This window comes from Paenibacillus sp. FSL R7-0652 (genome assembly GCF_038595045.1).
Taxonomy (GTDB): domain Bacteria; phylum Bacillota; class Bacilli; order Paenibacillales; family Paenibacillaceae; genus Paenibacillus.
Map to the genome: position 1 here is coordinate 6,261,077 of NZ_CP152001.1, position 13,354 is coordinate 6,274,430.

9 protein-coding genes are annotated in these 13,354 nt (G+C 51.1%); 5 read left to right on the forward strand and 4 right to left on the reverse strand.

Annotated features, from left to right (window positions below):
- Positions 1–174: 174 nt before the first annotated feature.
- Positions 175–1,197, forward strand: coding sequence for a LacI family DNA-binding transcriptional regulator (locus MKY97_RS27305; RefSeq protein ID WP_342553273.1), 1,023 nt, complete (start codon positions 175–177; stop codon positions 1,195–1,197).
- 750 nt (positions 1,198–1,947) lie between these two features.
- Here the strand turns inward: MKY97_RS27305 and MKY97_RS27310 are convergent.
- From MKY97_RS27310 to MKY97_RS27325, 4 genes are read right to left on the reverse strand one after another with little or no spacing between them, the layout of a single operon-like run.
- A complete protein-coding gene (locus MKY97_RS27310; RefSeq protein ID WP_342553274.1) occupies positions 1,948–3,945 on the reverse strand; it encodes an amino acid ABC transporter ATP-binding/permease protein in 1,998 nt (665 codons plus the stop codon).
- A gap of 1 nt (position 3,946) precedes the next feature.
- The gene (locus MKY97_RS27315) at positions 3,947–5,953 is read right to left on the reverse strand and encodes an ABC transporter ATP-binding protein/permease (protein WP_342553275.1); all 2,007 of its coding nucleotides are present in this window, start codon (positions 5,951–5,953) and stop codon (positions 3,947–3,949) included.
- A gap of 1 nt (position 5,954) precedes the next feature.
- Positions 5,955–6,968, reverse strand: a complete 1,014-nt coding sequence (cydB, locus tag MKY97_RS27320; RefSeq protein ID WP_342553276.1) for a cytochrome d ubiquinol oxidase subunit II — start codon at positions 6,966–6,968, stop codon at positions 5,955–5,957.
- Positions 6,955–8,370: a cytochrome ubiquinol oxidase subunit I gene (locus MKY97_RS27325; protein ID WP_342553277.1), complete on the reverse strand. Its 1,416-nt coding sequence runs from the start codon at positions 8,368–8,370 to the stop codon at positions 6,955–6,957. The genes cydB and MKY97_RS27325 overlap by 14 nt, the downstream gene beginning before the upstream one ends.
- 369 nt (positions 8,371–8,739) lie before the next feature.
- Here MKY97_RS27325 and MKY97_RS27330 point away from each other — a divergent pair, with 369 nt between their 5' ends.
- Genes MKY97_RS27330 through MKY97_RS27345 form a run of 4 tightly spaced genes read left to right on the forward strand, consistent with a single transcriptional unit; the run spans position 8,740 to position 13,181 of the window.
- Positions 8,740–10,080, forward strand: coding sequence for a hypothetical protein (locus tag MKY97_RS27330; RefSeq protein WP_342553278.1), 1,341 nt, complete (start codon positions 8,740–8,742; stop codon positions 10,078–10,080).
- A gap of 2 nt (positions 10,081–10,082) precedes the next feature.
- Positions 10,083–11,051 carry a glycosyltransferase family 2 protein gene (locus MKY97_RS27335; RefSeq protein ID WP_342553279.1) on the forward strand — a complete coding sequence of 323 codons (969 nt, stop codon included), beginning with the start codon at positions 10,083–10,085 and terminating at the stop codon, positions 11,049–11,051.
- 1 nt (position 11,052) lies between these two features.
- Positions 11,053–12,495 carry a glycosyltransferase family 4 protein gene (locus MKY97_RS27340; protein WP_342553280.1) on the forward strand — a complete coding sequence of 481 codons (1,443 nt, stop codon included), beginning with the start codon at positions 11,053–11,055 and terminating at the stop codon, positions 12,493–12,495.
- Positions 12,492–13,181 (forward strand): class I SAM-dependent methyltransferase, encoded by a 690-nt coding sequence (locus MKY97_RS27345; protein ID WP_342553281.1) that lies wholly within the window; start codon positions 12,492–12,494, stop codon positions 13,179–13,181. Before MKY97_RS27340 ends, MKY97_RS27345 begins: the two co-directional genes overlap by 4 nt.
- The last annotated feature ends 173 nt before the right edge of the window (positions 13,182–13,354 follow it).

Below are 13,354 nucleotides of genomic sequence, written 5' to 3' on the forward strand. Positions count from 1 at the left end.
AGTATTGCAGATTAAAAGATTGAAATATATCTATACATATCATAATCACCTTGATTATCCCCCCTTCCGTTATTGACTCTCTGGTAGTTGTGACATAGAATGTTGGCAGGAAAGCGTAAAAAAGACAGAGCCGAAATCTACGAAACTAGTTTAGAACTTGAGGGATGTATATATATGAATATCAAAACGATAGCTCGTTTAGCCGGCGTGTCTGTTGCAACGGTGTCCAAAATCATTAACAACTACCCTGACATCGGTGAAGAGACACGCCAACGCGTGCTTAAAATTATGGAGGAGACTGGTTATCGCCCTTCCTCTTCAGCCAAAACGCTCGCGACCAAAAAATCCAATCTGGTTGGTGTTGTATTTGCGGGAAAACTGAATGTAGATTTCAGCCACCCTTTCTTTGTAGAGGTCATTAATGCCTTCAAAAAACAGATTGGCCTGTTAGGCTATGATCTGCTCTTCTTTTCCAACGAGAAGTTCCTTGATCAGGGGGAAGATTACCTGGCACGGTCCAAATATTTTCAAGTAGATGGCTGTATTATTATCGCGGGTGATGAGGTGGAGAGCAGTGTATCCGATCTTGATTCCAGTCCCATCCCGTGCATAGGGATAGATATCGAGCTGACAGGACAGAACTCCTGTTACATTATGTCTGATAACGAAAAAATTTCGACCAAAGTGGTAGAACAGTTTTACATGAACGGATATCGGGAACTCGGGTTTATCGGGCTCCAGCGTGCCTCTCTCGTAATGCAGCAGCGGGAGAAGGCTTTCCAGCAATCACTAAAGCAGTTTAGTCTCGAAGAGAGACCTGAATGGATGGTATACAGTAAAGATTATGCTGCTGCTGACGGGTACGAAGCAGCCAAACAGCTGCTGACAGCAGATGTTCTGCCGCGTGCTGTATTCGCTGCTACGGATTTGCTTGCATTTGGAGCAGTACGTGCCTTTAAAGAGGCTGGACTGCGTGTTCCGGAGGATATCGCTGTTGCAGGATGCGACGACATCGAAGCCTGCCGCTACAGCGACCCGCCGCTGACCACTGTGAAGCAGGACACCGACAAAATCGGGCGTCTTGCTGCCATGATTTTGTTTGACCTGATGAATAAACAGATGGACAACCGCTGTATCAAAGTAGAGCCGGAGCTGGTGCTGCGCCGATCCTGCGGCACTTTGCTGGCGTATCAGTAAGTGAGGCAGTTCTACGGAGGAAGAAGAGGATGAGTTAGTAAGCGGGGAAGGGAAGGGCGGATTGGCGCCAACTGCCCCGTCTCCTTCCTCTTCCTCACAGCTAACGATTACCAGTAATCAAATGCTCTCCAGGCAGTCTAACGCTCTCTAGGTAGTCTAACGCTCTCTAGGTAGTCTAACGATTCCCGGAAGCCTTATTTAGCGGATTCCGGCTTATTAAATATTCTAACGATTACCAGGAACGTTATTTGAACCAAAAAGGCTGATTTAAGGTCTTTTTCGGATTAAAACGTGCAAAATAACGTTTCTCAGAATCGTTAGGTTTTGAAAAGGGCTAAAATGCACCAAATAGCGTCATCTGAGATCGTTAGCCCAGATTTATTCAAGGTAACGATGCTCAGCCGACCATACAGGTCGATAGACTGTATTTGTCTATCCTTCATACTCCTAACGAAAGCAAGTACCCTGTCCATTGACACTAGTCAGTACTTAGACAGGTAGTGCATAATTTTCGGTATATGGGTGAGAAGTGCATGACCGTCACCACTTGATGAGCGCTGCATGGGCAGATAGAGAGTTTTAGCGAGCTGCAAAAAGCTGCCGCGAATACCAAAAAGACGAAGCAGTCCTGCTTCGTCTTTTTGCCCATAAATCATATATGATTAGCGGTTAACTTCGGGATTTTTTTGTCAGCTCTAATAAGCGCACCGGGTCGCCTTACGGATAGGCAGGCCCCTTCGGAGCCGCCGACTATTTCGAAGCGGCGGGCGGCAGCGGTGCATTTCGCTGCCGATCCAGCCATCCGGGCCGATCCAGTTCAAGGAGCCGACGGTATCGCTCTTCCCGAGCCAGCAGCTGTTCGTGAGAACCCTGCATGACGATGTTTCCGTTTTCCACAAACACAATTTCGTCCATCTTCTCCGCACCAATCAGGTGATGGGTGACCCAGATCAATGTTTTGCCCTGCAGGCTGTCCAGCATGGTGCGCATCAGTGCGCGTTCTGTTACGGGATCAAGCCCTACCGTCGGCTCGTCAAAAATGACAACAGGGGTCTTCCGCAGCAGCACACGTGCTAGTGCAATCCGTTGACGTTCTCCGCCAGAGAAGCGCAATCCCGTCTCCAGCATCGGGGTATGATACCCCTGCGGTAAAGATTCGATCAGATCAGCGAGACCGACCTGCGCAGCTGCCTGCTGAATCTCCTCATCCGTCGCATCTGGACGGCCAATGCGCAGATTCCCCGCAACCGTGGTATCGAAGAGATGCGGGCTCTGATTAAGCACCGCAACCACTTCAGTTACACTCTCGCCAAGCATTTCCACCGGCAGCTCATTAATCAGCACCTTACCGGATGAAGGAGACAGCGCACCCTGTATGAGCTTCAACAGCGTGGATTTGCCACCGCCGCTGCACCCGAGGATGGCCACGCGCTTACCTTGAGGCAGATGCAGCGAGATATCCCGAATGGCATACTCTCCCTCTGCTTCATAACGATAGCTCACCTGCTCGATTACTATATCTGCACGCAGCTTCGGCGGAATTCGCAGCCGAATCCGTCCATGCGCTGCAGCTGTCTCATCATTCCGCTGTCCACCAACCGAATCAGCTCGCTGTTCAGAATGAAGAGCAGTTCTCTGAGACTTCTTCAATCCTCCCCAATGGTCGTCCCCGTCCTTGTTCTCACCCTTGCTTCTATCCATGCTGTTTGTCAGTGAGGATGCTGTTTCCTTGGAGTTGGATTTCGCCATCTCCTCCGGCCCTTCCAGTCGGTTCAGCCGATCCAAGGATTCACGGTAGTCCGGCACATGCCCGAGTGCGTCATTTACAGGCAGCAGTGATTCTGTTAGCGGAAACAGAACCAGCACAAACGCCGCAATCATCACCGCAGGCAGCTGGGCAGCAGATGCCGCTTGTCCTGCCCAGATGGTTACCGAAACAACCATCAGCCCAATGACACATTGGGCGATGAAATCCCGCCAGCGGCTCCAGCGCCTTAATCTGCGGCGAATCCGGTCTGCTTGTTCCTCATCCTCTTCCTGCCACTGCACAAAAGCTGCCGCTCTGCCGCTGGCAATCCAGTCCCCAAGCCCAAGCACCCCGTCGGTCAGACGGGTATACAAGCTGCTGTTTTCTTTTTTGAGCTGTATACGCCATGCCCAGGTTAATTTCAAAGAAATTGCCGGAAGGACCGCAGCAATAAATAACATGTACAGCGCCATCCACATCGCAAACATCGGATCAATACTGCCAAAAGCCAGCACGGCCGCGCCATAGATCACAAGCGCAGTAACCGCCGGAAATACGGTGCGCAGATAGATATCCTGCAGACGTTCGACATCATCGGCAAGCGCGCCAAGTACATCTCCGGTCTGCATACGCGAACGCAAAAACAGGGCCTGCGGCTCTAAAATACGATACAGCTTCACCCGCTGATCTGCCAGCACACGCAGAACAGCATCATGTCCTGCCAGGCGCTCTGCATATCGAAATACAGCGCGAAAGATACCAAAGGCACGTACGCCAACAATCGGAACGTACACCATTAAAATGTTCTCAGGACGCAGCGCAGACTTGGAGATCAGATATCCGGAGGTAAAAAGAAGCATGACCGCACAGAGAGCCGCACACGTACCCAGCGCAATCGCACCGATAAACCGCCAGCGGTACTGTGCTGCATATGGAGCAATCCAGCTGTTTTTAAGATGTTTGCTGTGTTCTGTCTCCTCCCTAGGATGTCCTGATCTCATCTCATATCGCCTCCATCTGCGCCTGAATCATTTGATAGTATGCTCCTTGTCTTGCAAGCAGCTCCTGATGTGTTCCGATCTCTGCCACCGTGCCGCCTTCCATAACGATAATTCGGTCCATATGCTGCATCCAGTGCAGACGATGCGTGGCCAGAAAAACAAGCCTGCCCTCGAACAGCGGCAGCATCGTCTGCTTCAACTCATATTCAGTCTCTACGTCCAGATGCGCTGTAGGTTCATCGAGCAGCAGAATGCGGCGTTCACTGAGCAGAGCTCTTGCCAGCGCCACACGCTGTTCCTGCCCCCCGCTGAGCTGTCTTCCTCCTGCACCAATCTGTTCATGCAGTCCATTTGGTAAAGACGAAAGCAGCTTCGTTAACCCCGCAGCCTGTGCAGCTTGTGCCACTACGGCATCGGATGTATCAGGCATATAGAAACGAATGTTATCCGCAATCGAACCGCTGAAAATATACGGATGCTGCGGGATTGCCGCCGTCTGACTACGCCAAGACTCAAGCAGATCCGGATTCAGATGCTGTCCATTGACCAGCACTTGTCCGGCCGTCGGGGTTTGGAACCCCGCCAGTATATCGATCAGCGTTGATTTTCCAGCTCCACTGGCACCAATAATTCCAATCTTACCAAGACCGGTCAGCTGGAACGTCACATCCCGAAGAGAATAAGGCCCCTCCGCCTCATGCTGGACCTGAATATCAGTTAACGCTAATCGACTGCACTCCCCCCACATAAACGGTAAAACCGAGGAATTGGCAGAGCCGAGGGCCAAGGATTCAGCATGCACGGCTGCTGCCGAAGTGGGAAATGAGGCTTTCGCCCGCTGCGCTGCATGTAGATCCCGATTAAACACCACTCGAAGCTGTGAAGCGGAAACAGAGGTATGGAGTGGAGAAAGCTTCCGGGTATCTAGAGCGTTCTGTATCTCGGGTGGGGTTTGTGCAGACTCATCCTCACCTACGTCTCCTTCATTTCCACTCTTACATCCATGCAGCCCTTCTGCCCGGTCCATCATGCCTGCATACACTTCGTTCTGACGCTGCTCTGCAGCTTTGCCTCGTTCAATGACTTTATTAATGGCTTCCCCGGCTTCTTTGCCGTCCAGAGTCGCATGGTAATCTGCGCCCAACATCCGTACTGGCAGAAAATATTCCGGTGCCAGAATAAGTACTGTCAGGGCAGGACCAAGCAGCATGTGCCCTTCTGTCAGCCGGAGTCCAAGTCCTACTGCAACCGAAGCAACAGACAGCATGGTGAAGAAATCAAGAGCAAAGGAGGATAAAAAGGCCATGCGGAGCGTCGACATCGTTGCTTTTCGATATCGCTGGCTCACGCGCATAATCGAGCCTTCGTGTGATTTGCTCTGCCCCAGCGTTTTCAACGTTTCCAGCCCGCGCAGTGTATCCACAAAATGATTTGCCAGCGCTTTGTAAGATTTGAATTGTCCGTCTATTTTTCGCTGGGTTGCCAGACCAATCAGAATCATGAACACAATCAGAATAGGCAGTGTCAGCATTAATATGACACCGGACATTGTATCCAGTTTGAACACATAGAACAAAATGACAACAGGCGTAAATCCCATACCGAGCATACGTGGAATAAACAGTTCGAGATACGTTTTATACTGGGAAATGCCTTCACGTGCCAGCGTTACCAGATGTCCTGTACCTTCTGTCTTGGCGTAACGCGGCCCAAGTCGAAACCACTGTTCCGTCATCTGTCTCCGCAGATCGGTTCCCGTTTTCTCCGCATACGTCGTGGTAACAAGCTGCAGGCAGAATGACAGGGCGTAGCGGGCGGCAAAAGCAGCCAGGAACAGCAGCAGTACTGCAGCTTGTGACGCGACGGCAGCACCTTCAAAAAGTGCAGTAACAGCCTGCGCGAGCCATTTGGCCTGCATAATAATCGTCATCGCCTGCAGCAGCACCAGCGCAGATGCCAGTACGAGTACCGGGCGGATGCCCGGCAGCTTCATCAGCCCGCGTCCCATGTCAGTACTCCAGGTGATGCTGTTCGTTCAGACGTTTGCGGAAAATATAATAACTCCAAATCTGATAGCCAAGCACAAATGGCAGCAGCGTGCAGGCAACAATGGTCATCACTTTTAGGGAATACGGGCCCGATGACGCGTTATATACCGTCAAGTCAAATGTTGAACCGAGTGAACTTACCATGACTCTTGGGAACAACCCGATAAATACGGATGCAAAAGCGATCGCAATGACGGCCCCTGTCATCCCAAAAGCCCAGCCTTCACGCTTCTGACGAATGAAATACGCTGCAAGGGCAAATGCAGCTGCACCAAGCGCCGCCATAATCCAGAGCGCCCAGCCGCGAACAGCGAATACATCTGTCATCAGATAGGTCAATACAGCATACAAGACCAGAACTACAGCAAGCGGCACCATTAATTTTTGGGCCATCTGAAGTGCACGTTCCCTCAATTCACCTACGGTACGCAGAGAAGCAAATAACAGCCCATGTACAAGACACAGCAGGGTTACACTCAAGCCGCCTACAACGGTGTATGGATTCACAATATCCAGGAAACCGGCATGCATCTGCATCTGATCATCAATAGGTAGACCTTTCATCAGTGTGGCAAAAACAACCCCAAACAGGAATGGCAGCAGTGCACTGGCCACCAGAATGATGACGTCCCATGTTTTGCGCCAGCGCTGCTGTTTCATTTTACTGCGGAACTCAAAGGCAACTCCCCGTCCGATCAATAACAGCAGTACAACGACAAGCGGCAGGTAGAATCCGCTGAACAGCGTTGCGTACCAATGCGGGAAAGCCGCAAACATGGCACCGCCCGCGGTCAGCAGCCAGACTTCGTTTCCATCCCAGAACGGACCAATCGAGTTAATCAATGTACGACGCTCACGATCCGTTTTGGCAATCAGACCTGTAGACATGCCTACACCAAAGTCGAAACCTTCAAGAAAGAAAAAACCGATGAACAATACGGCAATCAGTACAAACCACAGTTCATTTAGTAACAACGGAATACCCCCCATCCATGCCAAACGGATCAGCCGACTCATCCTCTTCTTCCGACTTGTCAACAGCGTATGGTCCTGCTTTGATTTTACGTACAAACAAATACACCATCACGATACCCAAAACCGTGTAAGCCGCAGTAAAGGCTATCGTAGAGAACAAAATCATACCTGCTGATACATTAGGTGATACACCTGCTTCAGTCGTCATGTAACCGAATACGGTCCACGGCTGTCTGCCAACCTCGGTCATAATCCAGCCTGCTGTATTCGCAATAAAAGGCAGGGAGATCGCAAAAACCATCAGACGCATAAACCAAGGTTTGGCCGCTTCGAGCTTCTTGCGCCAAGCCAGATATGTACCATACATCGCCAGCAGAATCATCAAACCACCCGCAGCGATCATGACACGGAAGCTCCAGAACGTAGTTCGTACAGGCGGAATATAGTCTCCAGGGCCGTACGTCTGCTGGTACTCCGCATTCAGCTCTTTCATCCCTTTGACGCTGCCTGAGAATTTACTGTAAGACAGGTAACTGAGCAGTCCGGGGATTTTGATCTCGCCGGAGTTCTCCTGCTTCTCCGGATCAATGGAGGCAATGACCGTCCAAGGTGCCGGATCTTCTGTTGTCGTCCATGTCCCTTCACTTGCAGCCATTTTCATCGGCTGTGTTTCCACCAGATATTGAGCCTGGAAGTGTCCTGAAAAAGCTACACCTAGCGAGGATACAAGACCGACAATAACTGCGATGTTGAAGGATCTGCGGAATACTTCGACGTCCTTCTTTTTCATGAGCTTATAGGCACTGATACCCGTTACTACAAAAGCACCTGTCATCAACGCACCAAAAATCGTATGCGGAAATTCAACGAGGAGCTGCCCATTTGTAATCAGTGCAAAGAAATCATTCATCTCTGCCCGGCCATTATTCATGGCGAATCCGACCGGATGCTGCATAAAGGAATTGGCCGCCAAAATCCAAAGCGCGGACAGGAAAGTGCCGATAAAGACAAGCCAAATACAAGCCAGATGCACTTTTTTGGACAAACGGTCCCAGCCGAAGATCCATAGACCGATAAATGTCGATTCCATAAAAAATGCCAGCAGGGCTTCGATTGCCAGCGGCGCACCGAAGACGTCACCGACAAACCGGGAATACTCCGACCAGTTCATGCCAAACTGAAATTCTTGCAAAATACCTGTTACTACTCCGACGGCAAAGTTGATCAGGAACAGCTTGCCCCAGAACTTGGCCATTGTTTTGTAGATTTCTTTTCCCTTCGCAACATACAACGTCTCCATGATCGCAACCAGCAGCACAAGGCCGATGGACAGCGGTACAAAGAAAAAGTGAAAAATCGTTGTAAGTGCATACTGGATACGCGATAGCATAATCGGATCCATACGTTTACCCCTTCTTTCTGTTCGCTTTAGCAGATACGTAAATGGCATTGAAGCAGGTACCTTCGCTGTCTGTTCTCCAAATACGTTATTGAACGTATTGTGCCAGATTACCTAATTTTCACATGTGAGAATTATCACAATCCCGCCTCTTCCCGACAAAAAAAGTGACCTCGGTCACACAATAGATAAAATTAAGCCTATTTATCCGGCTTGCCCGCAGCTGATTTGTCTCGACTCCTGCATCTATTCATGGAAGTTGTTCATGTTTGGAGACAAATGCCCATATGTTAGTTTCAGACAGATGATACACAGGACGGCAATGACTTTTTACATAAGAGAAATTCCCCTTTCTAAGTGAGGTGAGTACAGATGGAACCATTCGAACCGTTAACGGATGCAGATCCCAAGCTGAACCCGGAACATACAGATGACTCAAAAAAGGCAGCACCAGAACTGTCTATGTCCACACCTTCTGCAAACGAAGCCGTCCAATACGTACTTTTTCCGCGGAAAGGAGGATGGCCTTCCTTTCCATATCCAGATATCGCGGCTCTATTGGCGGCAGAACAAGGAAACCTCTATTATGTCAGCAGCCGTACGGCTGCGGAGGAAGAACTGCCAGAAGCGATTCAAGTGATCTCCCTTTCGGAAGCGGAGAACCGATTACAGGAGCCGAACACAGCTGCAGTTGTTGCACATCCCTATTGGCTTATGGCTGTGGCCTCATTAAAGCCGGAAGTATGCATTGCACTGCTGCCTGAACCCGCAGGAGATGAAGCCGCATCTCCGCTGTGGGAGAGCAGCATCTCCAGACTTGTCGGCATTGCCGATCTGGTAGGCACATCTTCGGAAACCCGGTACATGAAACTGCTCTTTCAAGGCATTCGATCCGTCTGGCTGGGAGGTGAGGACCCCTCCCCTGTCGGTTATGTACACCAAGGCAGCACACGGATTGCACTGAGGGACTATGAATTGTTTTTCCTGCATGCACTGCGGCAGGTTCTGTCAGGTATACCGGACAGCATTACACCCCTTCAGTGTCGTGTGCGAGCGGACTATTACAGACAGCTTCGATCCAAAGCGGGGCCTCATGAAACGATCTCCTTTCTGCTCTCGGCTTATGAGTATTTGCTGCACGATTCTCATGCTGCCGCTTCGCTTCAGGAAGCCTTCACTCATGCGGTCTTCAACGGGCGGCAGGATTGTGTGGTGTCTCATTATCGCTTCCTGTCGGCCATTCATGCGAAGTCAGGTCAGGTCGAAGAAGCTTTACAGGTGTTCGGCATCAGCGCAGCCACTGAACAAGAACGCCATCATTACGAGCAGTTATGCCGCTGGTTGGAAGCAGGGGAGAATCAGCTGGTTCAAGCGGAACTGCTGCGCATCAATGACGACTACGATACTGCACTGCGTATTCTGGATGATCTGGGCGGGGAAACAGCGAGACACTGGAAGTTTCGTATCTACCAGGAAACAGAGCGGGTAGAGTCCGCACTCGCTCTGGTTCATGCCATCGATATTCTGGACGGAGCCAGCCTTATGCAGTACCGGCAGTTATCCGGGACAGCCTTGGCTCTCCGAGGAGAGCGTCACGGTGCAGTGAGGCTGTTTCTGGAGACGGCCCTAGAGGATGAAGATGCGCTGGCTCGGATTATGGAAATGGAGCTGCTGGATCATGCCGTACAGCAGCTGCTTGGGGAGGTGCCTTAAGGATGGACCCGAAAAAGCGTAGAACTCCTGGAAGCAGGCCCATCATGCATGATTTGCTTCAAACGCAGACGACCGATAAACGAGATAACACTCCTCCTCAGAGCCTTCAGGCGGTGTCTTCTGGTTTCCAATCCCAAAGCGCGCAGAGCCAGGTTCATCGCGTCTTTAATTCACGAATTGAAGAGGACCCGGGCTCTCCTCCGATACGGGATACCGGAATGGATGCTTTTACACAGCCCTTCACTGTAAGACGGGTACGCAAAAGTAAAAACAACAAACTGACAGCCATGCTTCAAGTACGAAACGAACAAGGGCGTTATCTCGAGGAAGTGCTGCATGATCTGAGCGGATTCGTGGACGAGATTGTCATTGTCGATGATGCCAGTACAGATAGAACACCCGATATATGCGGTGCTTTTCCAAAGGTAGTGCGTCTGGAGGTGCTGGAGAAACCGCTGTTTGCCGAGGAATGGCGTCTTCGCAGCACACTGTGGCAGGCAGCAGTCAGTACAGATCCAGACTGGCTTCTCTCTGTTGATGCCGATGAACTGTACAGCACCGAAGCCAAAAAGGCCATACGGAAGCTTATCAATCAGGACTATGCAGACTGGTTTGCCTTCCGGTTCTTTGATATGTGGGGTGGGCGAACCCATTACCGGGAGGATGAGCTCTGGTCCATGCACAAGCGCCATACGGCATCCCTTGTTCGTTACATGCCCGGATATCCCTATTTCTACCCGCAGCAGAATCACCATGTTCCCCGTCTTCCTGTATCCTGTACAGTACTGCCGGGGGTACACACAGAACTGAAAGTACAGCATCTTGGCTGGGCCGGCAGTCTGGAAGATCGGGTTCGTAAATATTTACGATACAAGCGCATTGATCCGCACGGGGAGTGGGGCAGTACCGCCCAGTATGAGTCCATTCTGGACCCCGAACCGCGGCTGCTCCCTTGGAAGGAGGAGCTGTAATATGAGTGTGGTCAGCATACTTACCCATAGTTTTACCGATGGGTACAACCGGGAATACGGCCGTGTATTCGGCGGCGGGCTGGAGCGCTACATTCTAGATCTATGCAGTGTCATTCGCCGTCTTGGTCATATTCCCGAAGTCCATCAGCTGTCCTATTTCGAAGCGTTCCAGACCCGAACGGAGCAGATTGACGTCTATGGCTACGATTATGACATGGAGAATGTACCGGAGGCATTTGAACGGATGGCTGCAGCAGCCCGTGGACCCATTATCTATGCAAGCTGCCTATGGCAGCCCATCAACTACAAGCCAGGCAGTCTCGGAATATGTCATGGCATTAACTGGGATCGCCCTGGTCTGCCGCTGGACACCAAACGTCAGGTTGCCGAACATATCCAGCTGGCACTGGATGGACTCGTTCGCATCGTCTCGGTGGACTCCCATTTCCAGACCTTTTGCCGGGCAGCCTGTATGTATAGCGATCCGGAACAAATTGTGCTGATTCCTAATGCAGTGGATACTGCTTACTTCACCCCTGCTCCGCCAAGCAGAACACTCACGCAGCGTCATGAGGAAGAATGGATGGAGGCTTGGAAAAGGGAAACAGCAGTGCCTGCTGAACATGCACACATGATGGCTCCAGAGTCGGGAGATGATACATCGATTCATGAGGATGCAGATCATGATAGTACTGATGCATACAGTAGTAGTAGTAACGAAGAAAAGGTCAGAACGAAGAGTCTTTATGCAGATCCGTTAGGCAGCCCAGATACGATCTCTGTAGAATACGGAACTACCGAAGCTCTTCCTCATCAAAGGGCACAGGACCAGACTGAGGACGATAAGCCTCTGTCTCCTCCCCGCCCTGTTCGTATTTTATATCCACGCCGTATCAGCAGCGAACGCGGCATTATTCCGATGATGCTCGCTGCAGATAAGCTCCTGGGAGCTTTCCCGGATGTGGAGGTTGAATTTGCGGGGGAACTGGTGGAAGGCAGTACCGTTGGCAGAGCCTTTCGTTATTGGCAGCGCACACATCCACATACAGCACGAATTCGGCAGCATACGTACGATTTCAAAGATATTCGCAGCGCCTACCACCAGGCGGATATCGTTGTCATCCCTACGTTATTTTCCGAAGGCACCTCCTACGCTTGTCTGGAAGCGATGAGCTGCGGTCTTCCGGTTATTGCTTCCAACGTCGGGGGGCTCAATGATCTGATCCAGGACGGCTTCAACGGACTGCTCATTCCTCCAGGGGAGCAAGCACTGTCCGCCGCACTTGTTCGTCTCGTGCAGAACCGCGCCGAACGGGAGCGGCTTGGCATCTACGCGCGTGAAACTGCGCTGTCCTATGATCTGTCCATATGGCGCAGCCGGTGGAGCAGGGTGCTGGAATCTTTTTTAGCGGAAACAGGATTGAAGGAGGGAATTCACACATGATGGATACACCCGGCGCCGCGGAGATCATGGAATCACGGTACATTCGGCAGAACGATCCGAAGACAGATACGCTGGTCTTTCCACTTCACCCCGCATGGTGGAGTCGTCCTTATGAGTATGAGTGGGCTCGCCAGTTCGCGCGCCCGGATGATGTCGTGCTGGATGCGGCCTGCGGCATATCTCACCCGTTCAAATTTTGGCTCACTGAACACTGCCGTGAGGTTCACGCATGCGACTGGGATGAACGCATTTTGTCCGAAGAGGCGATTCGGCTGGATATCGCAGCTGATTTCGGTGAACAGGCAGCCCGGAAGCTGCCGGAATTCTACCTGACACGGCTCAACCGCACACAGGCCAACCTGGCTCAGCTGCCGTATGCTGCCGAACAGTTTGACCGCGTATTCTGCATCTCTGTGCTGGAACATCTGGATACCGGCACAATGCTGCGAGCTTTCCGTGAATTTGCAAGGGTATTAAAGCGGGATGGACAATTAATCGCCACCTTTGATGTACCCGAGATGCGTCCGGATTTGCTGGAAACGATCATGGCTGTCACCGGGCTGACCATTGAAGATAAGCTGAATGTAGAAGAACCGGATGACGCCATTTCCTCGGATATGTACGGCGCCCCCATCCGCTGCTTCCGGGCTGTGATCTGTAAGACGGATAAAGGATACCGTCCGTGAGAGACACACTGTATGCATGGGGAACACACTGTGAAATGTACATGGAATGTGAGAATGTGGGATTACCGGATGAACTACTACAGCAGTGTCCTTAGAACTGTGTATTAGGCTTTTTCTGAAATGCATTAGGCCGTTCTTTTGGAAACCGGGGCATTTGGATACAGCTCCATTTA